The sequence below is a fragment of the Achromobacter veterisilvae genome (assembly GCF_037619525.1).
GTDB classification, from domain to species: Bacteria; Pseudomonadota; Gammaproteobacteria; order Burkholderiales; family Burkholderiaceae_B; genus Achromobacter; species Achromobacter veterisilvae.
Genome location: NZ_CP148753.1, coordinates 4112985 through 4139229 on the forward strand (window position 1 = coordinate 4112985; position 26245 = coordinate 4139229).

Consider the following 26245-nt stretch of genomic DNA (forward strand, 5'->3'; position numbering starts at 1 on the left):
CTCGCGCCTCAGGCGGCGCCGTGCCCCAGCTCCAGGGCCACCACATCTTCGTGCGGGACTTCCAGCGCTTCGTTGAACCGCTTGAAGAAGCTGCACAGCGCGATGCGGATGGTCAGCTCGACGATCTGTTCTTCATTGAAGAAGGACTGCAGCTTGTGGTAGAACGCGTCGCTGACCTGGGCGGGGGTCAGGGTGACCAGCACGGCGTAGTCGCGCACGGCCAGATCCTTTTCGTCCAGCCCGGGCACCTCCGGCTCCAGCAGGCGGTCGATGGCCTCCTGCGAAATGCCCTGCGCGGCCAGCTTGGGCGTGTGCAGCGTGACGCAGTAGTGGCACGCATGCGCCTTGGATGCCGTCAGCAGCGCGATCTCCAGATGGCGCGGCGAGATCAGGCCGTCTTCGCGCGACTGCACCAGATAGGAAAAGAAATGCTTCAACGCCGGCGGCCGGGGCGCGAAGGCGCTCAGCATGTTGGCGTAGGGGCCGTAGTCTTGCAGCAGTTGGTTGAAGAGGGAGGCGGTGGCGGGATCCAGTTTGGCGGGATCCAGGGGAGTCAGGCGAGGCAAGGCGATTCCAGCAGAAGAAGGACGGACAACGCTGGCATCCTAAAAGACGCGCGCCCGACTGGAAAATACCGATGTCGAATATGTATATGGCCATACCCGCGCGATGGGGGGCATCGCGCGGGCTCGCCGTGCCTCGGGCAGTCGCGCCCGCAGGGGGGCGGGCGATCGGGGCCAGGCGGCTTTACTGTGGCCCGAGTTTCTTGATGAGGGCGTCCAGCATGTCCAGCTCTGCGCCGTCCAGGTCCGTCAGCGGCGCGCGCACCGGGCCGGCGTCGCGGCCGACCAGCTTGGCGCCGGCCTTGACGATGCTGACCGCGTAGCCCGGAACGCGGTTGCGGATTTCCAGATAGGGGAGGAAGAAATCGTCCAGCAGCCGGTTGGTGGTGTCGTGGTCGCCCGCCGCGACGGCCCGGTAGAACGCCATGGCGGTGCGCGGCACGAAGTTGAAGACGGCGGACGAATAGACCGGCACGCCCAGCGCCCGGTAGGCGGCGGCGTAGACCTCGGCCGTGGGCAGGCCGCCCAGGTAGGAAAAACGGTCGCCCAGCTTGCGGCGGATCCGCACCATGGCCTCGATGTCCCCCACGCCGTCCTTGAAACCGACCAGGTTGGGGCAGCGCTCGGCCAACTGGGCCAGGCTGTCGGCCGACAGGCGGGACTGCGCGCGGTTGTAGACGATGACGCCGATCCCGACCGACTTGCACACTTGTTCGACGTGGGCGGCGATGCCTTGCTGCGACGCCTCGGTCAAGTAGTGGGGCAGCAGCAGGATGCCCTTGGCGCCCAGGCGCTCGGCCTCCTGCGCGTAGGCGATCGCGCTGCGGGTGGGGCCGCCTGCGCCGGCCAGGATGGGCACCTTGCCGGCGCAGGTCTGCACCGCGGTGCGGATCACGTCGGCGTATTCCTGCGGCGCCAGCGAGAAGAATTCGCCTGTGCCGCCGGCGGCGAAGAGGGCGGTGGCGCCGTAGGGCGCCAGCCATTCCAGGCGCTGCGCATAGGCCCGGGCATTGAAGTCGCCGTTCCGGTCGAAGTCCGTCACGGGAAAGGACAGCAGGCCTTCCGAAACGATGTCCTTGAGTTCCTGCGGGGTCGTCATGTTGCGCTCATCCTTGGGCATTTGTGTCTTGAAGAGATGCGTCATCGTACAACACGGAATTCAGTGCTTCAAGCTGAATTCTCCTATGAACTAGTTGATGATCGAGGGGAAACCCGGAATTTATCGAGAGATATGTTCAGCATTATTTTATTGGTTGTACGATAACTGGCCTGGTGGTGGAAACAGGCTTCGCGACCCTCGAAAAAATCGGAAGGAGACACCATGAACCCGAGCAAGAGACAGTTCCTGGGCGGCGCCGCGGCGCTTTGCCTGTCGCCGTGGGTGCCGGCACGGGCGCAGTCGTCCGGCTGGCCCACGCGGCCGGTCCGCATCATCGTGCCTTATCCGCCCGGCGGCTCGTCGGACATCATCGCCCGCCTCCTCGCGCCCCGGCTGAGCGACGCCCTGAACCAGACGGTGGTGGTCGAGAACAAGCCGGGGGCCAACGGCAACCTGGGCGCCGGCCTAGTGGTGCAGGCGGCGCAGGAAGGCCATACGGTGCTGCTGTGCGACGTCGGCGCGCTGGCGATCAGCCCGTCCGTCTATACCAAGCTTTCCTTCGACCCGTCCAAGGACCTTCGCGCGGTCGGCATGCTGGCGTACTCGCCGCACGTGCTGGCCGTGCACCCGGACGTGCCCGCGCGGACCGTACCCGAATTGGTCGCGCTGTCGAAAAAGCAGCGCCTGAATTTCGCGGTTACCGCCATCGGCAGCGCGCCGCACCTGGCGGCCGTAGCGGTGCAGCAGGCCACGGGCGCCCAATGGGAGTACGTGCCGTACAAGGGCGGCTCGCAGGCGGTGACGGACACCATCGGCGGGCAGACCCAGGTCATCATGAACGGGCTGCTGGCCACGCTGCCCCACATCAAGGCCGGCAAGCTGCGGCCGGTCGCGATCTCCAAGCGGGAACGCATGCAGCTCGTGCCCGACATCCCGACGATTTCCGAGCAAGGCGTGGCCGGATTCGAATCGGGCACCTGGCAAGGCGTCATGGCACCGGCCAACACGACCGATCCGGTCGCCAACCGCCTGTCGGAACTGATGGCGCGGATCGTCAACCAGCCCGACGTGAAGGCGCAGTTGAACGAGCAGGGCGCGGAAATCGTCACTCGCAATCCGGCGGAACTGGCGCAGTTCTTCAATAGCGAACGCGCGCGCTGGGCCTCGGTGGTGCAAAGCACCGACATCCGGCTGGATTGACGGCGGGCCGCCCCGCCTGCCTGGACAGGCCGGGAAGGACGGGCGCACACTGGATGCATCCCGCGCCCGGACCCCGGCCAGGCGTGGAATCCCGGCAATCCCGAGCGGAGCATGCAATCATGAAAAGCACATGGGCGGCGGCATTGCTGGCGGCGGCCTGCGCGCAGGCGGCCGCCCAAGGCGGCGAGCCCGCCGTGCCGCGGCCCCCGCCTTCGGCCCGGGTCATTCCCGATAGCTGCGTCGGCGCGTCATGCTCGCGGCTGGTCAATCCCGGCGCATCGGCGGAACCCTGCCTGGGCACGGGCTGCGCCACCGCGGGCAGGCCGCCGGGACCGCCCGCGCCGCCTTCCAGCGGCCCCAGCCGCCAGCCGGGATGGGTCAGCCCGGCCCCGTCCCGCCTGCCGCCGATGCCGGCGCCGCGGGGGCAGCCCACCGGGCCGCTGACGCCGCCGCCGCCGCTGCCGGTGCCCCGGTGAGCTGCCGTGAGCGTCGGGGGTTTCCCAATAAAGCGGCAAAAAAAGCGGAAAAAATTATCTATATAATTGAATTTATTTTCTAATTAATGTTTAAATAACAACAAGATAGATGAAAGTATAAACGGCATAAATATCGGAAAACATGTACGACTCGCCACAGCAATTCCTGCCTCTATTGCCGGCCGAGCATACGCTTGGGCCCTATCTGGAGCGCGCATCCGCAGTCGTCGATCAGGCAGCCGAACTCGGGGGGCTGGCGCATTCAAGCACGCGTGCCGCGCTGCACGAACTGCTTCGAAGCATGAATTCCTACTACAGCAATAGGATCGAAGGGCAAAGTACAACTCCCAGGAACATCGAAGCTGCCCTGCATGACAAATATTCGGACAGGCCTGAGATCGCGCAATTGCAACGCATCGCCGTTGCCCACATCGAGGCGGAAAAAGAGGTCGAAGCCCAGGCCGCGAACGTCCCCCCGCTGAATGCGGAGTTCATCAAGATCGCTCATCGCGCCCTCTACGGTCGCCTCGCGCCCGCCGATCGGACGACCAAGGACGGATTGGTGGTGGAGCCAGAAAAGCTGCGGGAAATCGATGTTACCGTTGGCCGCCATCATCCGCCTGCCTGGCAGTCTCTGCCGCGCTTCATGGAGACGTTCACTGCGCATTACGACCGGCAGCGGACGAGCGATTCCCGGCTTATTGCCATCGCTTGTGCGCATCACCGCATGGCGTGGATGCACCCATTCGCCGACGGCAATGGCCGCGCCACGCGTTTGCAGACCCACGCCGCCATGTTGCCGATTACGAGAGGCCTATGGTCGGTCAACCGAGGTCTGGCCAGAGGCGTGCGGGATTACTACGGGTACCTTGCCGCGGCGGACTCGCCGCGCCAAGGCGATCTGGACGGACGGGGCAATCTTACGCAGAAGGGCTTGCTCCAATGGGTGGATTACTTTCTACATGTATGCGAAGACCAGGTAGCTTATATGCGAGGCATGTTGGCCCTGGACTCCATGAAGGAAAAAATCAATGCACTTGTTCTGATAGAAACGGCGAAGGGACGGCTGCGGGTCGAGGCAGCATTGCCCATTTACCATCTTTTCGCGGCGGGTCCGGCCACCCGCGGTGAGTTCATTCAGATGACCGGCCTGGGCGAGCGTACCGGGCGGTCCGCGTTGTCGGCGGCATTGAAGTGCGGTCTGGTCGCTTCCGACACGTCCCATGCGCCGGTCAGGTTTGCGTTTCCGCTTGAATCCCTGCCGATCCTGCTACCCGCGCTTTACGGTACGGAGGAATAGCGCGCATCGGCGCATCCGGTCAGCCCTCGTCCGCCCGCATACCCGCCATCCGCATATACGGCCGGTAGGGCTCCGACGAAGCCATGGCCGCCAGCAATTCGCGCAGGATGCCCTGCACGATCTTCACAGCCTGGGTCAGCGGCCGGCTGGAGGCGGTGGCCAGCATCAGGCGGGTGGACAGGCCCGGGTTGACGATCCGGCGGGCGACGAGCTGGCCCGAGGCCAGTTCGCGCACCACCGCCGGCAGGGCCAGCACCGTGTGCGCCATGCCTTCGAGCACGATTTCCTTCATCAGCTCCAGCGCGTCCATTTCGAACGCCACGTTCAGCGGCAGGCCCGCCTGCGCCGCGGCGTGTTCCAGGGTGCGGCGCAGCCCGTGGTTGCGGGTCGGCAGCGCCAGGGGCAGGCCGCGCAATTGCTCGAAGTCGATGCAGGCCAAGGCCCGCGCCGCGGGCGACAGGTTCTGCGCGGGCGACACCAGGGCCAGGTCCAGCTCCGCCAGGGGATCGACCGCGATGTGCTGGGAACGCCGGGCGTCGTGCAGCACCGCGATGTCCACGCGGGCGTTGGCCAGCCATTCGTGCACGTAGCCGCTGTAGCCGGTGATGACGTTCAACTGGATGCGCGGGTGGCGCTTCCAGACTTCCGCCACCAGCGGCATGCCGACCATATGGCACAGCGTCGGGGTCAGCCCCAGCGTGACCTGGCCCGAGGGCGATTTCTGGTCGTCGTGGAATTCAGTGACGACGCGGGTCATCTGCGCCAGCAGGGGGCGCAGGCGGTCAAGCAGCTTTTCGCCTTCCGGCGTCAGCGATACGCCGCGCCCATTGCGGTAGAGCAGGGCGCAGCCGCATTCCTCCTCCAGCTTCCTGACCTGCCGGCCCAATGCGGATTGGGCGATGCCCAGCACCGACGCGGCCTTGGAGAAGCTGCCGGAATCGGCGACGTGGATCAGGTTTTCTATCTTGCGCAGGTCCATCGCGGGGTGTGGCGGCCTGCGCGCGCGGGCGCGGGGCCGATGCTCCTTGTGTGCGTTTTCCGTATATCTGATAGGCACAGTATGCCTACATGGCTTGCCGCCAGCCACCCTAGAATTTCGACGAATCCCACCCCGGCGCCCGCGCGCCTTTCCTTGTCCAGCCGCTCATGACGCTTACTTCCGATACGAACACGTCCGCCCACGCCTTGCTCGGGATCTTCGCCGGCAACGGCATCGACCGCGTTTTTCTCGTGCCCGGCGAAAGCTATCTGGGCGTGCTCGACGCCTTGCGGGATTTCCCGGATATCGATGTGCTGACCTGCCGGCACGAAGGCGGCGCGAGCTTCATGGCCTGCGCCGACGGCCGGTTGACGGGGCGGCCGGGCGTGGTCATGGTGTCGCGCGGGCCGGGCGCGGCCAACGCGGCCATCGGCGTGCATGCCGCGCAGCAGGACGGCGTGCCGATGATCCTGCTGATCGGGCAGGTGCCCCGCAAGGACCTGCGCAAAGAGGCCTTCCAGGAGATCGACTACCAGAAGATGTTCGGGTCCATCGCCAAGTGGGTCCACGAGGTGGCCGCGCCCGAGGACCTGGCCTGGGCGGCCCTGAAGGCCCTGCGGGTGGCGACGTCCGGCACGCCCGGGCCGGTGGTGCTGGTGGTGCCGGAGGACGTGCAGCAGTCGCCCGCGCCGCGGCCGGACTGGGTCGCGGAGCCGGCCAGCCCCACCCAGCCGGCGCCGGCCGCGCTGGAGCGGATGCGCGCCTTGCTGGCGGCCGCCAGCAGGCCCCTGATCATTGCCGGCGGCGCCTTCAACGCGCCCGGCGGGCGCGAGGCGCTGCGCCGCCTGGCGGAACGGTATGGAATACCGGTGGCGGTATCGTTCCGCCAGCATGACATTTTCCCGAACACGCACGCGCTGTACGCGGGGGACCTGGACCTGGCGACGCAAGCCGCGCAGGTGGAGGCCTTCGATTCCAGCGACCTGATCCTGGCCCTGGGCACGCGCCTGGGCGACATCACGACGCAAGGCTACACTTTCCCCGCCTATCCCAGGCCGTCGCAGACGCTGGTGCACTGCCATGCCGACGCGGGCGTCGTGAACCAGCACTTCACGGCCGACGTGGGCATCGTCGCGGACCCGGTGGCCACGGCGCAGGCGCTGGGCGAGCTGCCGGCCGCGGGGAACGGCGCGGCCCGCGGCGACTGGGCGGCGTCGCTGCGGGCCATCCGCGAACGCGCCGCCGCCTGGCCCAGTCCGTCGGCGGACGACGGCGTGCCGTTCGTGTCGGTGGTGCGGTCCCTGGCCGAGCAGGCGCCCGCGGACGTGATGGTCTGCCTGGACGCGGGCACGTTCGCCGCGCCGGTGTACCGCCACTTCCCCTTTGTCTACCCGCAGCGGCTGATGGCGTCGCAATCCGGCGCGATGGGCTACGGCACGCCGGCGGCGATCGCATCGCAATTGCGCCGCCCGCGGAGCAAGGTCGTGTGCCTGGCGGGCGACGGCGGCTTCATGATGACCGGCAACGAGATGATGGCCGCGGCCGAGCGCGGCCTGCCCATTCTGTTCATCGTCTCCAACAACAATTGCTACGGGTCCATCCGGCTGCACCAGGTGCGCACCTATCCCGGGCGCTACGTGGGCACCGATCTCGCCAGCCCGGATTTCACGATGATCGCGCGCGCCTTCGGCATGCAGGCCGAGCACGTCACCCGTCCCGACCAGGTGACCGCCGCGGTCGCCAGGGGGCTGGCCTCGACCGTTCCGTACTTCCTGGAGGTCAAGACCAGCCTGGCCGCGATCCTGCCCGCGGGCGTGGACGCGCGGGCGGGCATCGACCTGCTGGGGCGCGGCGGGCCGGCGCCGGTTCATTCCCGGTAGCCGGGGTCTTTCCTGTCCATCAGGCGCAGCATGGCGGGCCATTCCAGTTCGCCGAACGGCCGGCGCGTCCCCGGCTGGTACAGGTGCCAGGTCTTCTCGATCACTTCCGGCGGCGGCAGGCAGAGTTCGCGGTTGGCGGCCAGGGCGTCCACTTGCGCCTTGCACGCCATTTCCAGCCAGTACAGCGTGTTGAAGGCCTGCGCGATGCTCGGCCCCACGGCCAGCAGGCCGTGGTTGCGCAGGATCATCGCTTCGGACCGGCCCAGGTCCGCCACCAGGCGTCCGCGCTCGTCCAGGTCGATGGCGACGCTTTCGTAGTCGTGGTACGGAATCTTCGCGAAGCGCATCGCGGTCTGGGTCAGCGGCAGCAGGCCGCATTTCAGCGCCGACACCGCCATGCCGGCCCGCGTGTGCGTGTGGATGACGCACTGCACGTCGTGGCGCGCCCCGTGCACGGCGCTGTGGATGACGTAGCCGGCGGCGTTGATGCCGTATTCGCCTTGGGGGTTGCTCAGCACCTGCCCGTCCAGGTCGATCCTGACCAGGCTGGACGCGGTGATTTCGTCGTACATCATGCCGTAGGGGTTGATCAGCAGATGGCCGTCCGGTCCGGGGATGCGGGCCGTGATGTGGTTGTAGATCAGGTCGCTCATGCCGAAGTGCGAGATCAGCCGGTAGCAGGCGGCCAGTTGGACGCGGGTTTCCCATTCCTCGGGGCTCATGCCGGAAGCGGTGCGCATGCTTGTCTTCTCCTGTTCAGTCGGTGGCCTTGACCTTGAAGTCGCGGACCACCTTGCCCCACGACTCGTATTCCGTTTTCATCAGCGCGCCGAATTCGGCGGGCGAGGCGGTGGTGCGGACCTGCGCGCCCAGGTCCGCCAGTTTGTCGCGCACGGCCGGGTCCGCCAGGACCGCGTTGACTTCCGCGGCCAGCTTTTCCTGGATCGGGGGCGCGATCCCGGCGGGCGCGATCAGGCCCAGCCACGCGCCCATGTCGAATCCGGGGAACCCCTGTTCGGCGACGGTGGGCACGTCCGGCAGGCTCGCCACGCGCTCCGGCGTGCTGACGGCCAGCGCCTTCAGCCGGCCGGCCTTCACCAGCGCCAGCGACGACACCATGGTGTCGAACGTGGCGTAGGTCCGTCCGCCCACGATGTCGGTCTGCGCCTGGCTGCTGCCCTTGTAGGGCACGTGGATCATGCGGGCGCCGGCCTTGGACAGCAGCACGGAAGTCACCAGGTGGCTGGTCGTGCCCACGCCGGTCGTGGCGTAGGTGTATTGGTCCGGCTTCGCCTTCACGGCCGCGAGGAACTCGTTCAGATTGTGGGCGGGGTTGTCCGGGCCGACGACGAACAGGTAGGGCAGCCAGGTCAGCAGGCCGATGGGCGCGAAGTCCTTGCGCGCGTCGTAGTTGAGGTTGGGATAGACGTGCGGGTTGATGGCCTGCGGCGCGGAGGCGCCGATCATCAGCGTATAGCCGTCGGGCTTGGCGCGCGCGCCCAGGCCCGCGGCGATGGAGCCGCCCGCGCCGGGCTTGTTCTCGACGATGAACTGCTGGCCCAGGCGCTGGGCCAGGCGGTCGCCCAGCATCCGGGCGACGGTGTCGGTCGCGGTGCCGGGAGGAAATCCGACCAGGATGGTGACCGGCCTGGCGGGATAGGGGTCCTGCGCGCGGGCCGGTCCCGCCGCCGTCCAGGCCGCCGCGGCAAGCAGGGCCGCCAGCGCGGCGCGCCGCCATGATGATGGCCCGGCCGTCCCGGGGGCGGACGGCGTTCCGCCTCGCGTTATCGCATTGCGCATCGTTGTCTCCAGTCATTGTTCTGATGGCGGGAGAGCGCCTGCGCCTGCCCGCAACGGGATCCTGTCGGACAGCCCGTCGCAGACCACGGTCGCACAAGGGCCGGCCGCCTTCAATGGCGCGGGCGGCCAAGCAGATAGCGCGAAATGGCATAGAGGGCGGACGCCTCGCGGGCGTCCGCCGGAGGGATCAGGCCGTCAGGCTGATCCAGGTCGTCTTCAGGTCGCTGTACTTGTCCAGCGCATGCAGCGATTTGTCGCGGCCGAAACCGGACTGCTTGACCCCGCCGAAGGGCACGGTGATGTCGCCGTCGGCGTAGCAGTTGACCCACACCAGGCCGGCGCGCAGGCGGCGCGAGAGGCGGTGGGCGCGCGAGAGGTTCGCGGTCCAGAGGCCCGCGCCCAGGCCGTAGACCGAATCGTTGGCCAGCCGGACGGCGTCGTCCTCGGTGGCGAAGCGCTGGGCCGCCAGCACGGGGCCGAAGATCTCTTCCCGCACCAGGCTGTTGCCCTGGTCCGCGCAATCGAAGATGGTCGGCTCGATGTAGTAGCCGCCGGTGGCGCCGAGGGCCTGGCGGCCGCCCAGGCGCAGGCGCGCGCCTTCCGCGGCGCCGGCCTCGATGCGGGCGAGCACGCCCCGCATCTGCCGTTCGTCGACCATGGCGCCCATGGCGGTGGCGGGGTCCAGCGGATCGCCCGGCTGCAGCGCGGCCGCGTGGGTAGCGACTTTCTCCATGAAAGCGTCGTAGATGCCGTCCTGCACGTAAAGGCGCGACCCCGCGATGCAGACCTCGCCCTGGTTGGAGAAAATGCCCAGCGCCGCGGCCAGGGCCGCGCGGTCCAGGTCGGGGCAGTCCTCGAACACGATGTGGGGCGACTTGCCGCCGCATTCCAGCCAGACGCGCTTGAGGTTCGACTGGCCCGAGTACTCCATGAAGCGCTTGCCGGTGGCGGTGGAGCCGGTGAAGGCGATGCAGTCCACGTCCGGATGCAGGCCCAGCGCCTGGCCGGCCTGCGCGCCCAGGCCGGGCACCACGCTGAAGACGCCCGCGGGGATGCCGGCTTCCCCGGCCAGCGCCGCGAGCCGGATGGCCGACAGCGAGGCCTGCTCCGCCGGCTTGAGGATGACACTGTTGCCGGCCGCCAGCGCGGGCGCGACCTTCCAGGCGGCCATCATCAGCGGATAGTTCCACGGCACCACGGCCGCGACCACGCCCAGGGGTTCGCGGGTGATGGTGGCCAGCGCGCCGGGGCCGGTCGGCGCGATCTCGTCGTAGATCTTGTCGATGGCCTCGGCGTACCACGCATAGCAGCGGGCGGTCTCCGGCACGTCGAAGGCGAGGGCATCGCGTATCGGCTTGCCCATGTCCAGGGTTTCGAGCAGGGCGAGTTCCTCGCGGTGCTGGTCGATCAGCGCCGCCAGGCGCAGCAGGCGTTCCTTGCGCTGGCGCGGGGCCAGGCCGCTCCAGACACCGGCCTCGAAGGCGCGGCGCGCGGCCCGGACCGCGCGGTCCACGTCGGCCGCGCCGCAGGCGGCCACGTCCGCCAGCTTGCGGCCGTCGATGGGGCTGGTGGCGGCGAAGGTGGCGCCGTCCGCGGCGCCGCAATACGCGCCGTCGATATAGGCGCGGCCGTCGAACGACAGGGAGGCGGCCTTGGCGCGCCAGTATGCGGTGTCCTGGGTCATGGTCATACCTGCTTGTCGTTGGCGCGCGCCACCATGGCGTCGAGCAGCACGTTGCAACCGGCTTCCAGATCGGCGGGCTTGGCGTCCTCGATCTCGTTGTGGCTGATGCCGTCCTTGCACGGGACGAAGATCATGGCGGTGGGCGTGACGCCGGCCATGTAGACGGCGTCGTGCCCGGCGCCGGTGACGATGTCCATGGCGGCCAGGCCCCGGCGGGCGGCGCCGTCGCGCACCTTGCCCACGAGGTCCGGATCGAAGGGCGTGGGCGCGAAGTACTGCACCTGCTTGATGTCGACCTCCACGTTGTGGCGTTGCGCGATGTCGGCGCAGGCGGCCAGCAGGCGCTCGTCCATGCGCGCGAGCGTGGCCGCGTCCTCGTGGCGCAGGTCCACGGTCAGGCGCACCTGCCCGGGAATGACGTTGCGCGATCCGGGGTGCGCGTGGATTTCTCCGACGGTGCCGCGGCCATGGGGCTGATGATCGTTGGCGATGTCCACCACGGCCTGCAGCAGGAAGCTGGCGGCATAAAGGGCGTCGCGGCGGATCGGCATCGGCGTCGGGCCGGCGTGCATTTCCATGCCGGTGACGACCGCGTCGTACCAGCGCACGCCCAGCGATCCCGTCACCACGCCGACCGTCTTCTCCTCGTGCTCCAGAATGGGGCCCTGTTCGATGTGCGCCTCGAAATACGCGCCCACCGGACGGCCGCCCACCGGGTCCGCCCCGGCGTAGCCGATGGCGGCCAATTCGTCGGCCACCGACTTGCCGTCGTGGTCGGTCGCGGCCAGCGCCACTTCCAGCGGGAACTTGCCGGCGAACACGCCCGAGCCCATCATCACGGGCAGGAAGCGCGAGCCTTCCTCGTTGGTCCAGATCGCCACTTCCAGCGGGGCTTCGGTCACGATGCCATGGTCGTTCAGCGTGCGCATGACCTCCAGGCCCGCCAGCACGCCGTAGCAGCCGTCGAACTTGCCGCCGGTGGGCTGGGTGTCGATATGGCTGCCGGTCATGACGGGCGGCAGATCGTTATCGCGGCCGGCGCGGCGCGCGAAGATGTTGCCCACCTGGTCCACGCGCAGCGTCATGCCGGCCTCGCGCATCCAGCCGGTGACGAGATCGCGGCCCTGGCCGTCCAGCGCGGTCAGCGCCAGCCGGCAGTTGCCGCCCTTGGGCGTGGCGCCGATGCGGGCCAGGTCCATCAGCGACCGCCACAGCCGCTGTCCGTCGATAGAAATAGTCGTCGTCATGTCGAAAGTCCTTGCAGGTCAGTGCGCGGCGCGGGCCAGCGCCGCCTCGCGGATGCCCGTCAGCGTTTCGCCGGGCGAGATGCCGTCGGCGTCATAGCGGATCTCCAGCAGCGCCGGAAGGTTTTCGCGCTCGGCGAAGGCCAGCGCCCGTTCGAAGGCCGGGCCGAAGTCGGCGGTGCGCTCCACGGCCTCGCCATGGCCGCCGTAGCCGCGGATGATCTGGGTGAAATCCGGGTTCTCGAAGGACAGGGCGATGGCGCGCGCGGGGAACTCGCGTTCCTGGTGGGCGCGGATCGTGCCCCAGATTCCGTTGTTGAACACCAGCACGACCACGCCCAGGCGGTATTGCAGCGCCACGCCCAGTTCCTGCATGTTCATCTGGAAGCAGCCGTCGCCGGCATAGCACACCACGGTGCGCTTGCGGTCTTCGAGCTTGGCGGAGATGGCCGCCGGCAGCCCGTAGCCCATCGACCCCACCGTCGGCGTCAGGCTGGTGCCCGGCCCGGTGTAGCGGCGGTAGCGGTGGGGATACAGCGCGTAGTTGCCGGCGCCCACCGTGATGCAGGCGTCGGCCGGGACATGGGCGTCGACATAGGCGGCCGCCTCGTCCAGGCTCATGGGGCCGGGCGAGGACAGCGGCGCAAGGCTGTCGACGAGTTCCTGGTGGGCGTCGCGCACGGCCTGCCCGCGCGGCGCGGCGTGGCCGGGCGTCAGCGTGGCGGCGGCCGCGGCGAAGCTCGCCGCGTCGGCCACGATGGCCTGGGTCGGCGAAAACACGCGGCCCAGTTCGGCGGCGTCGGGGTAGACGTGGATCAGCTTCTGGCGCGGCAGCGGGCTTTCGATGACGGTGTAGCCTTCGGTGGTGGCCTCGCCCAGGCGGGTGCCGACCGCCAGCACCAGGTCGGCGTCCAGCAGCCGCTGGCGCAGCGCGGGCGTCATGGACCAGCCCACGTGGCCCGCGGCGTTGGGATGGCGCTGGTCGAAGCACTCCAGGCGGCGCCAGGCGGTGCCCACCGGCAGCTCGAAGCGCTCGGCGAAGCCGGCGATCTGGTCGATCGCGGCCTGGTGCCAGCCGTTGCCGCCCAGCAGCAGGAACGGGCGCTCGGCCGCGTCCAGCAATTGGGTCATGCGGGCCAGGTCGGCGGTGCCCGGATGGCTGTGCACCCGGGTGTAGCGCGGCAGGTCGGCCACGCTGGCGCGGCCCCACAGCGTGTCTTCCGGCAGCGCCAGCACCACGGGACCGGGCCGGCCGCTGGTGGCGACCGCGAACGCGCGCGAAATGTACTCGGGGATGCGGTCGGCCCGGTCGATCTGCGCCACCCACTTGGCCATCTGGCCGAACATGCGGCGGTAGTCGATTTCCTGGAAGGCTTCGCGCTCCATGAAGTCGTTGCCCACCTGGCCGACGAACAGGATCATCGGCGTGGAGTCCTGGAAGGCCGTGTGCACGCCGATGCTGGCGTTGGTGGCGCCCGGGCCGCGCGTCACGAAGCAGATGCCGGGCTCGCCGGTCAGCTTGCCGTAGGCCTCGGCCATGTAGGCCGCGCCGCTTTCCTGGCGGCAGACGATGGGCTCGATGGCGCCGGTGTGCTCATTGAGCGCGTCGATGCAGGGCAGGTAGCTTTCGCCGGGGATCATGAACACGCGGCGCGCGCCATGGATGCGCAGTTGCTGCATCAGGATCTGGCCGCCGTTGCGTTCGGGGATTGCGGCTGGCGTCATTCGGAGTCTCCTTGTTGCGGGACGGCCTGCGCGCGGCGCTCGGCGGCCCAACGTTCGAATTGGTGGTGGCGCGCCAAGAGGCGGCGCGCGGTGTTGTAGGTGGGCGGGTCGATGCGTTCGGCGTCGCGGCGGCCGGCGCGCTGCGCCTCGTAGCGGGAGACGCAGTCATGGGCCGCGGCGACTTCATCGGGCGCGGGCGTGAACACCGCGTGGATCATCGGCACCTGTTCGGCGACGGTGGCGCACTTGGATTTCAGGCCCAGCCGGCGCGCCCAGCGCAGGTCGGCTTCCAGCGCCGGCATGTCGCGGTAGTTGAACGGGCAGTCGATGGGCAGCACCCCGGCGGCCGTGCAGTCCACCAGGAAGCGGGCGCGCAGGTGATGCAGTTCGATGCCGTCCTTGCCGCGCTCCGCGCCCAGGCTGGCGGTCAGGTCCTCGGCCGCCAGCAGGCAGGCCGACACGCGCGGGCTGGCGGCCAGGATGTCGTAGGCGCGGTGCACGCCCAGCGCCGACTCCAGCGTGGGCACGATCTCGGTGCGGCCGGCGGGCAGCCCCAGCTCGGTTTCCAGCGCGGCGATGGCCCGGTCCAGCGCCACGATCTGCGCGGCGCTTTCGGCATGCGGCAGGAACACGGCGTCCGGCGCCCCGGCCATGACGCCGCGCAGGTCGGCCAGGCCGTCCTCTTCCAGCTTGTTGATGCGCACGGCGGCCACCGCGCCTTGCGCGCGGCAGCGCGCGAACAGCGCCGCGATCAGGCCGCGGGCGGCCGGCCGGTCGGCCGGCGCGGTGAACTCTTCCAGGTCGGCGACCAGGGCGTCGGCGCCGCTGGCCAGGGCGGCCGCTTGCGCGGCGGCGTCCATGCCGGGCACGAACATCCAGCTACGGCGCAGGGCCGCGGGGCGCAGGGGGGATTCAGCGGGGTTCATTGCACGTGCCTCGGCAGGAACAGCACCAGTTCGGGAACGAAAGTCAGCAGCAGCATGACGGCGGTCATGGCCAGCATCATCCAGGATAGCGGGCGCAGCGTCTGCATCATGTTGATGCCGCCGATCTTGCAGGCGGCCATCAGGTCGACCCCGACCGGCGGCGTGTTGGCGCCGATGGCCATGTTGATCGACAGCAGGATGCCGAAGTGCACCGGATCGATGTTGTAGTGCGCCAGCACCGGCATGACCACGGGGGCGACGATGATGATGACCGGGATCGCCTCCATGAACGTGCCCAGCAGCAACAGCACCACCGTGAGCACGAGCAGCACCGCGATCCGGCTGTCGGTCCATTCGACCAGCAGCGCGGACAGGGCCTGCGGCACCTGTTCGGCCACCAGCACCCAGGCGAACAGGCCCGACGCGCCGATGATGAGCAGGATGGACGCGCTGGTTTCGCCGGTGGACTTGAGGTTGTCCCACAGCGACTTCAGGCTCAGCGTGCGGTACCAGAAGAAGCCGATCAGCAAGGCGTAGACGATGGCGCTGGAGGCGGCCTCGGTGGCCGTGAAGATGCCGAAGCGGATGCCGCCGATGATCAGCACCGGCACCATCAGCGCGGGCAGCGCGTCGACGGCGGCGGCGCGCAGCTCGGCCCAACTGAAGGGCTGCCCGCCGGCCCAGCCGTGCTTGCGCGACTGCCAGACGGCCACGCCGATCAGCGACAGCCCCAGCAGGATCCCGGGGATGATGCCGGCCATGAACAGCTTGCCCACCGACGTATCGGTGATGGTGCCGTACACGATCAGCACGATGCTGGGCGGGATGATGGTGGAGGTGGCGCCGGCGCTGCCGACCAGCGCGCAGGAGAATCCCTTGTCGTAGCCGCTGCGCGCCATGGCGGGCAGCAGCAGGCTGCCGATGGCGACCACGTCGGCCACGCCCGAGCCGGACAGCGCGCCGAACATCAGGCAGGCCAGCACGGCGACGACGGCCAGGCCGCCCTTGATGTCGCCGACGATGGCCGCGCACAGCCGCACGATGCGCTGGGTCAGGCCGGCGCCGTTCATCAGTTGGGCGGCCAGGATGAAGAGCGGAATGGCCAGCAGCGTGAAGCTGTCCAGCCCCACTACGTACTGCTGCGCCGCGACCATCATGGGCGCGGAATCGTAGACGGCCAGGTAGGCCAGGCAGGACAGCACCAGGCCGAAAGCGATGGGCATGTCGATCAGCACCGTGACCGTGAACACGCCCATCAGGAAGAGAGCACCCGTAGACATTTTGTCAATCCTTTGCTGCTGCGGCGGGGGCCGGGGAGAACAGTTGCGCCAGGTGCACCACCACGGTGATGGCGCAGGCGAAGGGCAGCGCCAGGTAGACCGTGCCAGCCGAGACGTCGAGCGCCGGCAGCGTCTGGTCCATGGTCAGGTCGGCCAGTTGCCAGCCGGCGTAGCCCAGCGCCGCCAGGCCGACGATGATGAGGGCCTGGTTGAGGCGTTCGAACGCGGCCAGCACGCGCGGGCTGCGCACCATGAAGGGCAGCAGGCCCGCCATCAGGTGCGAGCGTTCGAAGCTGCAGGTGACGCCGCCGATGAAGGCCGACCACACCAGCACCAGGCGGGGCAGTTCCTCGGCCCAGTGCGGCGTGGTGTGGGTGACGAAACGGGCGAACACCACGTAGGAGATCAGGATCGCCAGCAAGGCCACCGCCAGGGCGGCGAAGGCCTTGCTGATGCCCGACAGGATCGCGGACAGTCGGTTGAGCATTACTTGGCCTCGCGGTACTTCTGGACCAGCGCCATCAGTTCGGGGCCGTAGGCGGCCGAATAGGTCTTCCAGACGGGCTCGACGGCGGCGGCGAAGGCGGCCTTGTCGACTTCGTTGACCTGCATGCCCTTGTCCTTGAGCTGGGCGATGAACTGCTGGTCGCCGTCGCTGATCATCTTGCGCTGGGCGTCGCGCCACTTGTCGGCGGCCGCCTGCACCACCTGCTTGTCCTCGGCCGAGAGGCGGTTCCAGATCGGCTTGGAGACGATCAGGTTGGCCGGGCCCCAGACATGGCCGGTCAGGGACAGGTACTTCTGCACTTCGAAGAAGGACGAGGTGTAGATGATGGACAGCGGGTTTTCCTGGGCGTCGAACACCTTCTGCTGCAGGGCGGAATACAGCTCGCCGAAGGCCAGCGGCGCGGGGTTGGCGCCCAGGGCGGTGAAGGTGTCCAGGCGCATCTTGTCGGGCGTGACGCGGGTCTTCAGGCCGGCCAGGTCGGCGGGCTTGGCGACCGGGCCGCGGTTGTTCGTGACGTGGCGGAATCCGTTCTCCCACCACGAGACGATGACCAGGTTCTTCTGGTCGGCCAGTTTGGCCAGCGCCGCGCCGAGTTCGCCGTCATAGGCCTTGTACGCCTGTTCGGCGCTGGACCAGGTATAGGGCAGCTCCACCACGCCGAACTTCGGTTCGATCGGCTGCAGCGAACCCGAGCCGATGATCGCCGCGCCCTGGCTGCCGATCTGCAGGCCTTCGAGCATGGTCTTTTCGTTGCCGAGCTGGCCGCTGGGGAACAGCACGAAGTTGACGCGGCCGGCGGTCTTTTCCTTCACTTCGGCGGCGAAGCCTTCGGCCGCCTTGTTCCAGCTATGGCTGGGGGCCAGCACGTGCCCCAGCTTGATGTCGAGGGCGTGGGCCGACAGGGGCGCGAAGCCCGCGAGGGCGAGCAGGGCGGCGGCAAGCAGGGTCTGTTTCTTTTGGGGAGAGAGGGTCATGGTGGAACTCCAGCGGCAGGGTGGGAAGGGTTGATTAGGGTGGGGCGGCAAGGTCAGTAGGACTGGGCGCGCATCGAGGCGGGCCCTCCGGGCAGGGCGATGCGGGTGCCGGTGTCGGCCAGGCCCTCGTCGCCCACGGCGAGGACTTGCATCTCGGCATCCAGGAAATTGCCGACATACAGGTAGCGGCTGTCGGGACTGAAGGCCACGCCCTCGGGCAGCGCGCCGACTTCGATGGCGCCGGCGCGGGTCACGGACAGGCCGGCTATGCGCAGCAGCACGATCTGTCCGCGCGGGTGGTGGAACCACTCGCTGGACGGGTTGTTCGAGCCCTGCACGATGGCGACGGCGGCGTAACGGCCGTCCGGGCTGATGGCGATGCCCTCGGGGCCGTCCTCCACCATGATGCGGTCGATCACGCGGGGCGGCGTTGCGTTCAGGTCCACCACGCTGACGGAATCGGCGTGGCCGTCCGAGGCGGTCGGGCTGCCCATGTCCACCACCAGCGCCAGCGCGCCGTCGGGCGAGACGACGAGGTTGAAGGGGACGAGGCCGGTGGTCAGGTCCTCGGCGGGATCGTGCGTCACACGGGGAAGGCCGCCGCTCTCGTCGATGCGCAGCACGCCCAGGCGGTGGGCGTCCGTCTTGACCACGAACGCTCGGCGGCCGTCGGCGGCGAACGAAACCGCCACGACGGGCGTGCCGACGTCCACTTCCGCGCAGACCTCGGCGCGGCCGCCGGCGATGCGCACCACCGTCACGGAGTGGCCCGCCTTGTTGGCTACCAGCGCCAGCGTGCCGGCGCGGTTGATCGACAGCCCCGAGGGCTGCAGGCCGGCCCGCAGCCGCTGCGAGACGGCGGGCGGCCGGGCCGCCAGGTCGATCACGTACAGGTCGCGTCCGGGTTCGGGCTGCCAGCCGGCGCCGTCGGCGCGTTCGGGCCAGGCCATGGAATCGGCAATGAGGCCCAGGCGCTGGTCCGGCGTGACCGCCAGGTTGACGGGCGGGCCGAACAGCGAATTGGGCAGGGGCAGGGTGGCGACCAGTTCGGGCGCGGCCGGGTTGGGGCCGGCGTCGAAGACGCACAGGCTGTCGCTGCCGGGCGCGAGGAAGCGGATCCGGCCGTCGTCCCAGGTGACCTTCCGGTCGTTCCCGACGAGCAGCAGTTGCGGGCCGTCGGTCCGGTTCATGCGGCGATCTCCTGGGGTTCGGGCACCGCCAGCGTGGCGCCGATGAGCTGTTGCGTGTAGGGATGGGCCGGGGCGAAATAGACCTGGTCGGCCGGCCCGCGCTCGACCACGCGGCCGCCTTGCAGCACCACGATCTCGTCGGCGATGTGCTGCACCACGGCCAGGTTGTGGCTGATGAAGAGATAGCCCAGGCCGCGTTCGCGCTGCAGTTCCATCAGCAGGTTGAGGATCTGCGCCTGCACGGAGACGTCCAGCGCCGAGGTGGGCTCGTCGCAGATCAGCAGTCGGGGTTCCAGCATCAGCGCGCGGGCGATGGCCACCCGCTGGCGCTGGCCGCCGGACAGTTCGCGCGGATAGCGCGCGGCGAAGGCGGGCACCAGGCCCACGGCGTCCATCATCCGGCGCACGGACGCCGCGCGCGACGCGGCGTCGCCGACGCCATGGACCCGCAGCGGCGCGGTCAGGATTTCGCTGATGGTGCGGCGCGGATTGAGCGAGGAATAGGGATCCTGGAACACCATCTGGATGCGCCTGGCCCGGGCGCGGGCGGGCATGGCCGCCAGCGGCTGGCCGTCCAGCAGGGCGCGGCCCTGGGTGGGGGCCAGCAGGCCCAGCATCAGCTTGGCGATGGTGGATTTGCCGCTGCCGGATTCGCCCACCAGGCCGACGGTGCGGCCGGCCGGCACCAGCAGGTCGATGTCGTGCAGGATGCGGGGCGCGGGCCGGCGCGGGAACAGGCCGGCGCGCCCGTACTGGAACGACAGGCCGTCCAGGCTGACGCTGGCGCCGCGCGAAGAAGAAGGTAGCGTCATGCCGGTACTCCATGGCGCAGCGCGCCGGGTTTGACGCAGTAGCAGCGGTGGCCGCCCTGCACCCGGGCCGTGAAAGGCTGGGCGCAGCGCGGTTCGGCCGCGGGGCAGCGTTCGCGGAACGCGCAGCCGACGATGGCGGCGTCCAGCGAGGGCACGGCCCCGGCGATGGTGGGCAGCTCGGCCCGCGGCGCGGTGCGCCCCGGCTGCGGGATGCAATTGAGCAGCATCGAGGTGTAGGGGTGGCTGGGGCGTTCCAGCACGGTCTGCACGCTGCCCGCCTCGACGATGTCGCCCGCGTACATGACGATGACGTGGTCGGCGATGCGCGCCACCAGGCCCATGTCGTGCGAGATGAACACCATCCCCAGGCCGAATTCGGCCTGGATGTCGCGCAGCAGGTCCAGCAGTTCGGCCTGGACGGTCACGTCCAGGGCGGTGGTGGGCTCGTCGGCGATCAGCAGTTCCGGCCCGCACATCAGCGCCATGGCGATCATCACGCGCTGGCGCAGGCCGCCCGACAGCTCGAAGGGGTATTGCCGCATGCGTTCCCGCGGGTTGGCGATGCCGACGCGGCGCAGCAGGTATTCGGCGCGCTCGGCGGCCTCGCGGCGGCTGACGCGCTTGTGGCGGCGCAATACGTCGGTCAACTGCGTGCCGATCGGGAACACCGGGTTCAGCGACGTCATGGGATCCTGGAAGATCATGGCGATGCGCGCGCCGCGCAATTGCGCCAGCGCGGCGGGCGTCAGCGACGCCAGGTCCTGGCCGGCGAATTCCAGCGCGGCCACGCGGCGGCGCGCGGCGGCCGGCAGCAGGTCCAGCAGCGCCAGGGCGGTCAGCGACTTGCCGCAGCCCGATTCGCCCACGATGCACAGCGTCTTGCCGCGTTCCAGGCTGAAGTCCACCGCGCGCACCACGTGCTTGACGTGCGTGGCCGTGTGGATGTCGATGTGCAGGTCCTGGACCCGCAGGAGGGGAGCGTTCATCGGATCACCCTTTTTTCATTTGCACGGCGCGCAGCGACTCGCCCGCCCGGTTCACGCACAGCACCAGGACGAACAGCACGACGCTGGGGATCACCACCAGCGAGGGCTGGAACAGCATGTTCTCCTTGCCCTCGGCGATCATCAGGCCCAGCGACGGCATCGGCGCCGGGACGCCCAGGCCCAGGAACGACAGCGAGGCCTCCAGCGTGATGGCCATGGCGGCGTCCACGGTGCCGATGATGAGCAGGTTGCCCACCAGGTTGGGCAGGATGTCGCTCCAGATGATCTGTAGATGAGTGCAGCCCTGCAGGCGGGACGCGGTGACGAATTCGGCGTTGCGCAGGCCGGCCGCCATGGTCCGGGCCACCAGCGCGTACCGTTCCCACAGCAGCAGGCCCAGCACCAGCACCACCACGGTGAGCGAGGCGCCCACCACTGACACCACGGCCAGCGCCACCAGGATGATGGGCAGCGCCAGGCGGGCGGTGATGAGGAAGGACACGGCGCGGTCCACGGGGCCGCCGAAATAGCCGGCGACCACGCCCAGCGTGGTGCCGATCAGCCCGCCCATCAGCGCCACGGACAGTCCGATCAGCGCCGACACGCGCACGCCGTACAGCGCGCGCGCCAGCACGTCGCGGCCGAGCTGGTCGGTGCCCAGGATGTGGTTCCAGTTGCCGTCCTCGCCCCACACGGGCTCCTGGAGCCGGGCCAGCAGATCCTGCGTATACGGATCGTGGGGAATCAGGTAGGGGCCGATCAGGCCGGCCAGCACCAGCAGCACGAGCATGGCCAATCCGAAGCGGCGGCCCAGGCGGGCGGCGCGTTCGCCGCGGCCGGGAGCGGGAAGGGTAGAGGCGATACTGGTCATGGCGACACTCGCACGCGGGGGTCGAGCCAACCGTTGATCAGGTCGGCGACCAGGGTCAGGACGATATAGATGAGGGCGAAGATCAGGATCAGCGCCTGCATGGTGGGGAAGTCGCCGCGCAGGATCGAGGTCCAGGCGAGCAGCCCCGCGCCGTTGATGGCGAACACGGTTTCGATGACGACCGAGCCGGCCAGCAGCGTGCCCATCTGCGCCGCCGCCAGCGACACCAGCGGCCGCAAGGCGTTGCGCAGCGCGTACTTGAGCACCACGCTGGGGCCGCCCAGGCCCATGGCGCGGGCGGTGCGGATGTAGTCGGTGGCCAGCACCGTTTCCATTTCCGATTTCATCAGGCGCAGCATCGCGGGCATGGCGAACAGGCCCAGCGCGGTCACCGGCATGATGTAGTGCTTCCAGGTGTCGAAGCCCGACGCCGGCAGCCATTGGTTGCGGACGCTGAAGACGATGATCAGCAGGAACGCCAGGCAGAACGGCGGCATGGCCTGGGCGCAGGCCGACAGCAGCATGGTGGCGCGGTCCGCCAGCGAGCCTTTGCGCAGGCCGGCCAGCACGCCCAGCGGAATGGCCAGCAGCAGGGCGAACAGCATGGCGGCCAGGCCCAGCTTGGCGGTGGCGGGGAAATGCTGGCCCAGCAACTCGGCCACGGGGCGGCTGAAGTACAGGCTGTCGCCGAAATCGCCCCGCGCGACGCCGGCCAGCCAGCGGCCGTACTGCAGCAGGATCGGGTCGTCGAAGCCGTGCAATTGCGACAGGCGGGCGGCGTCGGCGGCGCTGCCTTCGCCCGCCAGGCGCGCGGCCGGATTGCCCGAGGCGAACACCAGCGAAAAGCTGATCAGCGACACGAACACCACCAGCAGCGCGGACACCAGCAAGCGGCGGAACAGGAATGCAATCATGGGTCAACCTTTGTCGGTGAGCGCCGGCGGGCGCCTCCCGGGCGCGCGGGCGCCAGGGAGGAAGACCGCGCCGGCGCGGCCGGCAATCCGGATCAGTTCCAGGTGGCCTTGTAGAAACGCGGGAACTCGTCGCCGTCGACCGAGAAGTTCAGGTCCTTGGCCTGCACGGCGTTCAGCGAGTGATTCCACAGGGGCACCCAGTAGGCCTGTTCCGCCACGATCTTCTGCGCCGCGCCGTAGTTCCTGGCGCGCAGCTCGCGGTCCACCGTGGTGTCGGCGGTCTCCAGGTACTTGATGACTTCGGGGTTGCGGGCCTGGTCGTCCGGGCCGCCGCGGAAGAAGTTGCTGGTGGACAGGGCCGCGTCGGCGATGCCGTAGGAACCCCAGTTCGACGACAGCATGGCGATCTTGCCTTCGCGCCAGTTGGTCATGGCGGTGCCGTACTGCTGTTCGACCAGGTTCAGCTTGATGCCGGCCTGCGCCATCTGCGCGGCGGCCGCGTCCAGGATGGCGCGCGGCGGCGCGGAGATCACCAGGTCCAGCGTGACGCCGTTGGGGTAGCCGGCCTGGGCCAGCAACTGCTTGGCGCGAGCGGGGTCGAACTTGTAGGACTGCACGTCGGCCGCGCAACCGAACTGCGCCGGATTGCAAGCCGCGTCGATCACCTTGGACGCGCCGCCCACCAATGCCTTGCGGATGGCCTCGCGGTCGATGGCGTGGTTGATGGCCTGGCGCACTTCCTGCTTGGCCAGCGGCGACTTACCGTCGTCGAAGCGCGGATTCAGCGAGATATAGCTGATGCGCATGATGCTGCTGCTCTTGACCGTGACGGACGGCTGCTTCTCCATGCGCTTGGCCACGTCGGGCGGCACGCGCCAGATCCAGTCCAGGCCGCCGGACAGCAGTTCGGCGTACTGGGTGTTGGCGTCGGGCAGCACCCGCACCACCAGCTTCTGCACGGCCGGCTTGGCGCCGAAGTAGTCTTCGTAGCGTTCGTACACGTAGCGGCTGCCGGGCTGGCTTTCCACCAGGCGGTAGGGGCCGGTGCCGATGGGCTTGGCGCCCATGTCGGACTGATTGGCCTCGTAGTACTTGCGCGGATAGATGGGCAGGTTCTCCGACAGCATTTCCAGCGCCAGCGGGTACGGCGTCTTCATCTTGATGCGGACCGTGTCGTCCGACGCCTTTTCGGCGCGGGCGATCCACGCGACCTGGTTCTGGAAGCGCGCCTTGTAGCCCTCGGAGGACACGAGGTTCAGCGTGTACAGCACGTCGTCGATGGTCAGCAGCGAGCCGTCGTGGAACTTCACGTCCTTGCGGATGGGCAGCTCGATGGTGGTGTCGTCCACGAATTTGTAGCCCGTGGCGATGGCGGGGCCGAACTCCCCGGTGTCCTGGTTTTTCTGCAGCAGGCCCGAAAAGACCATGCGCGCCAGCGCCAGGCCCGGGCGGTCGGACTCTTTGTAGGCGTCCAGCGTGGCCGGAGCCGCGTCGAAGGCGATGTTGAGGGAGTTGTCGGCCTTGTTGGCCTGGACGGCATGGGCGCTCAGCGCAAGTAGCGCCGCGCTCACTAGCTTCACGGTACGGGTCGGCTGCATGTTTTCACCTTGATATGTTTTAGGTATATGACTTACGGGTACTGCGGGTGCTGCGGAACTGCGTATCGGCGGGCAAGCCGCTCCCCTTGCCGCAGGCGGCGCCAGGGCGCCGGCGGTGCATGCACGGTCGGTAGGAGGAGGCGGGCGCCAGGGCGCCCGGCGGGGGTTAGCGGGTCATCGAGTCATCGGATCCCAACGTTGCCGAAGTCTTCCCGCAGGCGCGCCAGGATGCCGACCAGGTGGTCGTGCATGGCGTGGCGCGCGCGGATCGGATCGCGGTCGACGATGGCCGCGAGGATGCGTTCGTGTTCCTGCTGGGCTTCGCTCCACACCTTGGTGGTCACGAAATGCTCTTCCAGCCGGTGGAAGACGGGGCTGAGCGTGCTCAGGTGCCAGATGTGGGAAATCGCGGCGGCCAGGGCCGCGTTGCCGCAGGCCGCGCCGATCGCGCTGTGGAAGGCGCGGTCATGCACGCTGGGCGATTCGGTCAGGGACATGCCTTCGTGCGCCGCGCGGATCGCGGCGATCTGCGCCGGCGATGCCTTCTGCGCCGCCAGCGCCGCGCATTCCGGTTCGATCAGCAGGCGGGTCTCCAGCAGGTCGAAGGGGCCGATGTCGGTGGCCTCGGCGTCATCGGCGGGCGCGGGCGCCTGCGGCGGCGCCTGGTACTGGCCGTCTTCGCGCAGGGCGTTGACGAACACCCCGGTGCCGACCCGCACTTCCACGTAGCCTTCGATCTCCAGCGCGATCAGCGCCTCGCGCACCGACGCGCGGCTGACCTGTAGCTGTTCGGCCAGTTCGCGTTCGGCGGGCAGTCTGCCCCCCGCGGGGAAATCGCCCGCCTTGATGCGCGTGGCGATCTGGTCGGCAATCATGCGATAGAGGCGGGTGGAGGCTACGGCCTGGAGAGCGGTCATCGTGGTGTTGGGGTGGTTGATCGGGATGTAGAGGGTAATGGGTCTGCGGGGTCTTGTCCTGCCCGAGAGTGTCTGGGTATCTGGTGGCCCAGTGGTCAGGCCACTGGACGAAATGTACCGGAGGCATCCTGGCTTGTGAACCGGCCAGGACCGCAATTTTTCGATTTCTAGGGAAAACCACTACCGCCTGAGCGGGGCGGCTGTCAGGGGCGCGGGTCCTGGCGGGCCGGCGCCCCGCCATGAAGCGCCGGCTGGCGGGCGCAGGCGCGGTTCAGGCGGCGGCCAGCCCGGCGAAGAAGCGGGAGGCGTTCGATTCCAGCCCTTCGATGTAGTAGCCGCCTTCCTGCACGATCAGGCTGGGCAGCTTCAGGGCGCCGACTTCCCGGCCCAGCCGTTCGAAGCCCGTCTCGCTGACCGCGACCTTGGCCTGCGGGTCCTTTTCGAAGATGTCGAAACCCAGGGCCAGGACCAGCGCGTCCGGCTGGAAGAGTTCGATGGCGCGCCGCGCCTGCGCGAGCTTTTCGAAGAACACGGACTCGGGCGAACCATGCGGCATGGGCAGGTTGATGTTGTAGCCGTAGCCTTCGCCCGCGCCGCGCTCGTCCTCGTAGCCGGCGACGACGGGATAGAAGTTCCGCGGGTCGCCGTGGATCGACACGTACAGCACGTCGCTGCGTTCGTAGAAGATCTCCTGGATGCCCTGGCCGTGGTGCATGTCCGTATCCAGGATCGCGATTCGCGGAAACCTCGCGGTCAGCCGCTGGGCGGCGATCGCGGCGTTGTTCAGGTAGCAGAAGCCGCCCGCGGCGTCGCGGCGGGCGTGGTGGCCGGGTGGGCGGCAGATGGCGTAGGCATGGCGGTCGCCCGCCAGCAGCGCGTCCGCGCCCGCGATGGCGCATTGCGCCGACCAATAGGCCGACTGCCAGGTGCGGGCCCCGACCGGGCAACTGCCGTCGGCGAGGTAGCGGGCGGCCTGGGCGAGCACGCCGCGCAGGGCGTTCGGTTCGCGCACGAACACGTTGGACACGACCTCGTCGCCCCAATCCTCGGGCAGTTGCTTCCAGTCGGCGTGCGCGCCTTGCAGGAAGCGCAGGTAGTCCAGCGAGTGGACTGCCGAAATCGCGCCCGCGCCCTGGTCGGGCGGCGCCTTAACGTCGAAGCCCAGGCGGCGGGCGGCCTGCGCCAGCGCGTCCAGGCGGGAAGGCACTTCCTGCGGGGTGCGCATCTTGCCCCGGGAGAAATAGGTCTGCGGGTGATGCAGTTTCTGATCGTCGTGGAAGTACGCCTTCATGCTTGTGGGCCCTCGATCTGTAGGTGGA

The 26245-nt window shown here is 68.9% G+C and carries 24 protein-coding genes; 4 read left to right on the forward strand and 20 right to left on the reverse strand.

Annotated elements, in window-relative coordinates; all coding sequences use genetic code 11:
- Positions 1-8: 8 nt before the first annotated feature.
- Together WHX56_RS19120 and kdgD are read right to left on the reverse strand one after the other, a co-directional pair.
- Positions 9-566 (reverse strand): carboxymuconolactone decarboxylase family protein, encoded by a 558-nt coding sequence (locus WHX56_RS19120; RefSeq protein ID WP_338878662.1) that lies wholly within the window; start codon positions 564-566, stop codon positions 9-11.
- Positions 567-747: 181 nt separating this feature from the next.
- Positions 748-1662 carry a 5-dehydro-4-deoxyglucarate dehydratase gene (gene kdgD, locus WHX56_RS19125; RefSeq protein WP_338878663.1) on the reverse strand — a complete coding sequence of 305 codons (915 nt, stop codon included), beginning with the start codon at positions 1660-1662 and terminating at the stop codon, positions 748-750.
- 222 nt (positions 1663-1884) lie between these two features.
- Between kdgD and WHX56_RS19130 the strand changes: the two genes are divergently transcribed.
- From WHX56_RS19130 to WHX56_RS19140, 3 genes are all read left to right on the forward strand, one after another.
- Complete coding sequence (locus tag WHX56_RS19130; RefSeq protein ID WP_129238830.1) at positions 1885-2862, forward strand: Bug family tripartite tricarboxylate transporter substrate binding protein; 978 nt, start codon at positions 1885-1887, stop codon at positions 2860-2862.
- 119 nt (positions 2863-2981) lie between these two features.
- Positions 2982-3338 (forward strand): hypothetical protein, encoded by a 357-nt coding sequence (locus tag WHX56_RS19135; protein ID WP_338878664.1) that lies wholly within the window; start codon positions 2982-2984, stop codon positions 3336-3338.
- Positions 3339-3480: 142 nt separating this feature from the next.
- Positions 3481-4638 carry a Fic family protein gene (locus WHX56_RS19140; RefSeq protein ID WP_129238828.1) on the forward strand — a complete coding sequence of 386 codons (1158 nt, stop codon included), beginning with the start codon at positions 3481-3483 and terminating at the stop codon, positions 4636-4638.
- A gap of 19 nt (positions 4639-4657) precedes the next feature.
- Here the strand turns inward: WHX56_RS19140 and WHX56_RS19145 are convergent, their stop codons facing one another.
- Positions 4658-5617: a LysR family transcriptional regulator gene (locus WHX56_RS19145; protein ID WP_338878665.1), complete on the reverse strand. Its 960-nt coding sequence runs from the start codon at positions 5615-5617 to the stop codon at positions 4658-4660.
- A 167-nt stretch (positions 5618-5784) separates the two neighbouring features.
- Here WHX56_RS19145 and WHX56_RS19150 point away from each other — a divergent pair, with 167 nt between their 5' ends.
- Positions 5785-7497, forward strand: a complete 1713-nt coding sequence (locus WHX56_RS19150; protein ID WP_338878666.1) for a thiamine pyrophosphate-dependent enzyme — start codon at positions 5785-5787, stop codon at positions 7495-7497.
- On the opposite strand, the gene WHX56_RS19155 is transcribed toward WHX56_RS19150, so the two are convergent.
- The 17 genes from WHX56_RS19155 to WHX56_RS19235 all read right to left on the reverse strand — a co-directional run bounded on the left by WHX56_RS19155 (position 7485) and on the right by WHX56_RS19235 (position 26217).
- Entirely contained in the window at positions 7485-8237 is a 753-nt protein-coding gene (locus tag WHX56_RS19155) for a class II aldolase/adducin family protein (protein WP_338878667.1), read from the reverse strand. The genes WHX56_RS19150 and WHX56_RS19155 overlap by 13 nt on opposite strands.
- A 16-nt stretch (positions 8238-8253) precedes the next feature.
- A complete protein-coding gene (locus WHX56_RS19160; RefSeq protein WP_338878668.1) occupies positions 8254-9297 on the reverse strand; it encodes a tripartite tricarboxylate transporter substrate binding protein in 1044 nt (347 codons plus the stop codon).
- Between the two features lie 187 nt (positions 9298-9484).
- Positions 9485-10981, reverse strand: a complete 1497-nt coding sequence (locus tag WHX56_RS19165) for an aldehyde dehydrogenase (protein ID WP_422393606.1) — start codon at positions 10979-10981, stop codon at positions 9485-9487.
- A gap of 2 nt (positions 10982-10983) precedes the next feature.
- Positions 10984-12228 (reverse strand): Zn-dependent hydrolase, encoded by a 1245-nt coding sequence (locus WHX56_RS19170; RefSeq protein ID WP_338878670.1) that lies wholly within the window; start codon positions 12226-12228, stop codon positions 10984-10986.
- An 18-nt stretch (positions 12229-12246) separates the two neighbouring features.
- Complete coding sequence (locus WHX56_RS19175; RefSeq protein WP_338878671.1) at positions 12247-13950, reverse strand: thiamine pyrophosphate-binding protein; 1704 nt, start codon at positions 13948-13950, stop codon at positions 12247-12249.
- A complete protein-coding gene (locus tag WHX56_RS19180) occupies positions 13947-14876 on the reverse strand; it encodes an HpcH/HpaI aldolase/citrate lyase family protein (RefSeq protein WP_338878672.1) in 930 nt (309 codons plus the stop codon). The genes WHX56_RS19175 and WHX56_RS19180 overlap by 4 nt, the downstream gene beginning before the upstream one ends.
- Positions 14873-16156 carry a TRAP transporter large permease gene (locus WHX56_RS19185; RefSeq protein WP_338878673.1) on the reverse strand — a complete coding sequence of 428 codons (1284 nt, stop codon included), beginning with the start codon at positions 16154-16156 and terminating at the stop codon, positions 14873-14875. The genes WHX56_RS19180 and WHX56_RS19185 overlap by 4 nt, the downstream gene beginning before the upstream one ends.
- Positions 16157-16160: 4 nt before the next feature.
- On the reverse strand, positions 16161-16643 hold the full coding sequence (locus tag WHX56_RS19190) for a TRAP transporter small permease (protein ID WP_338878674.1): 483 nt from the start codon (positions 16641-16643) through the stop codon (positions 16161-16163).
- A complete protein-coding gene (locus WHX56_RS19195; protein ID WP_338878675.1) occupies positions 16643-17638 on the reverse strand; it encodes a DctP family TRAP transporter solute-binding subunit in 996 nt (331 codons plus the stop codon). The genes WHX56_RS19190 and WHX56_RS19195 overlap by 1 nt, the downstream gene beginning before the upstream one ends.
- A gap of 53 nt (positions 17639-17691) precedes the next feature.
- Positions 17692-18828, reverse strand: a complete 1137-nt coding sequence (locus WHX56_RS19200; RefSeq protein WP_338878676.1) for a YncE family protein — start codon at positions 18826-18828, stop codon at positions 17692-17694.
- Positions 18825-19640: an ATP-binding cassette domain-containing protein gene (locus tag WHX56_RS19205; protein WP_287755338.1), complete on the reverse strand. Its 816-nt coding sequence runs from the start codon at positions 19638-19640 to the stop codon at positions 18825-18827. Before WHX56_RS19205 ends, WHX56_RS19200 begins: the two co-directional genes overlap by 4 nt.
- Positions 19637-20626 (reverse strand): ABC transporter ATP-binding protein, encoded by a 990-nt coding sequence (locus WHX56_RS19210; protein ID WP_129238814.1) that lies wholly within the window; start codon positions 20624-20626, stop codon positions 19637-19639. Before WHX56_RS19210 ends, WHX56_RS19205 begins: the two co-directional genes overlap by 4 nt.
- 4 nt (positions 20627-20630) lie before the next feature.
- Entirely contained in the window at positions 20631-21497 is an 867-nt protein-coding gene (locus WHX56_RS19215) for an ABC transporter permease (RefSeq protein WP_129238813.1), read from the reverse strand.
- A complete protein-coding gene (locus tag WHX56_RS19220; protein ID WP_338878677.1) occupies positions 21494-22411 on the reverse strand; it encodes an ABC transporter permease in 918 nt (305 codons plus the stop codon). Before WHX56_RS19220 ends, WHX56_RS19215 begins: the two co-directional genes overlap by 4 nt.
- Before the next feature lie 92 nt (positions 22412-22503).
- Entirely contained in the window at positions 22504-24009 is a 1506-nt protein-coding gene (locus WHX56_RS19225; RefSeq protein WP_338878678.1) for an ABC transporter substrate-binding protein, read from the reverse strand.
- Between the two features lie 182 nt (positions 24010-24191).
- On the reverse strand, positions 24192-24926 hold the full coding sequence (locus tag WHX56_RS19230) for a FadR/GntR family transcriptional regulator (protein WP_129238810.1): 735 nt from the start codon (positions 24924-24926) through the stop codon (positions 24192-24194).
- A 271-nt stretch (positions 24927-25197) separates the two neighbouring features.
- Entirely contained in the window at positions 25198-26217 is a 1020-nt protein-coding gene (locus WHX56_RS19235; RefSeq protein WP_338878679.1) for a histone deacetylase family protein, read from the reverse strand.
- Between the last annotated feature and the right edge of the window lie 28 nt (positions 26218-26245).

Excerpts from the sequence above, each read along its gene's own strand:
- WHX56_RS19175 (WP_338878671.1), bottom strand. The coding sequence starts at position 13,950 with ATGACGCCAGCCGCAATCCCCGAACGCAACGGCGGCCAGATCCTGATG.
- WHX56_RS19180 (WP_338878672.1), bottom strand. The coding sequence starts at position 14,876 with ATGAACCCCGCTGAATCCCCCCTGCGCCCCGCGGCCCTGCGCCGTAGC.
- WHX56_RS19205 (WP_287755338.1), bottom strand. The coding sequence starts at position 19,640 with ATGACGCTACCTTCTTCTTCGCGCGGCGCCAGCGTCAGCCTGGACGGC.
- WHX56_RS19170 (WP_338878670.1), bottom strand. The coding sequence starts at position 12,228 with ATGACGACGACTATTTCTATCGACGGACAGCGGCTGTGGCGGTCGCTG.
- WHX56_RS19145 (WP_338878665.1), bottom strand. The coding sequence starts at position 5,617 with ATGGACCTGCGCAAGATAGAAAACCTGATCCACGTCGCCGATTCCGGC.
- WHX56_RS19190 (WP_338878674.1), bottom strand. The coding sequence starts at position 16,643 with ATGCTCAACCGACTGTCCGCGATCCTGTCGGGCATCAGCAAGGCCTTC.
- WHX56_RS19225 (WP_338878678.1), bottom strand. The coding sequence starts at position 24,009 with ATGCAGCCGACCCGTACCGTGAAGCTAGTGAGCGCGGCGCTACTTGCG.
- WHX56_RS19160 (WP_338878668.1), bottom strand. The coding sequence starts at position 9,297 with ATGCGCAATGCGATAACGCGAGGCGGAACGCCGTCCGCCCCCGGGACG.
- WHX56_RS19230 (WP_129238810.1), bottom strand. The coding sequence starts at position 24,926 with ATGACCGCTCTCCAGGCCGTAGCCTCCACCCGCCTCTATCGCATGATT.
- kdgD (WP_338878663.1), bottom strand. The coding sequence starts at position 1,662 with ATGACGACCCCGCAGGAACTCAAGGACATCGTTTCGGAAGGCCTGCTG.
- WHX56_RS19165 (WP_422393606.1), bottom strand. The coding sequence starts at position 10,981 with ATGACCCAGGACACCGCATACTGGCGCGCCAAGGCCGCCTCCCTGTCG.
- WHX56_RS19195 (WP_338878675.1), bottom strand. The coding sequence starts at position 17,638 with ATGACCCTCTCTCCCCAAAAGAAACAGACCCTGCTTGCCGCCGCCCTG.
- WHX56_RS19210 (WP_129238814.1), bottom strand. The coding sequence starts at position 20,626 with ATGAACGCTCCCCTCCTGCGGGTCCAGGACCTGCACATCGACATCCAC.
- WHX56_RS19235 (WP_338878679.1), bottom strand. The coding sequence starts at position 26,217 with ATGAAGGCGTACTTCCACGACGATCAGAAACTGCATCACCCGCAGACC.
- WHX56_RS19215 (WP_129238813.1), bottom strand. The coding sequence starts at position 21,497 with ATGACCAGTATCGCCTCTACCCTTCCCGCTCCCGGCCGCGGCGAACGC.
- WHX56_RS19220 (WP_338878677.1), bottom strand. The coding sequence starts at position 22,411 with ATGATTGCATTCCTGTTCCGCCGCTTGCTGGTGTCCGCGCTGCTGGTG.
- WHX56_RS19135 (WP_338878664.1), top strand. The coding sequence starts at position 2,982 with ATGAAAAGCACATGGGCGGCGGCATTGCTGGCGGCGGCCTGCGCGCAG.
- WHX56_RS19155 (WP_338878667.1), bottom strand. The coding sequence starts at position 8,237 with ATGCGCACCGCTTCCGGCATGAGCCCCGAGGAATGGGAAACCCGCGTC.
- WHX56_RS19130 (WP_129238830.1), top strand. The coding sequence starts at position 1,885 with ATGAACCCGAGCAAGAGACAGTTCCTGGGCGGCGCCGCGGCGCTTTGC.
- WHX56_RS19140 (WP_129238828.1), top strand. The coding sequence starts at position 3,481 with ATGTACGACTCGCCACAGCAATTCCTGCCTCTATTGCCGGCCGAGCAT.
- WHX56_RS19185 (WP_338878673.1), bottom strand. The coding sequence starts at position 16,156 with ATGTCTACGGGTGCTCTCTTCCTGATGGGCGTGTTCACGGTCACGGTG.
- WHX56_RS19150 (WP_338878666.1), top strand. The coding sequence starts at position 5,785 with ATGACGCTTACTTCCGATACGAACACGTCCGCCCACGCCTTGCTCGGG.
- WHX56_RS19200 (WP_338878676.1), bottom strand. The coding sequence starts at position 18,828 with ATGAACCGGACCGACGGCCCGCAACTGCTGCTCGTCGGGAACGACCGG.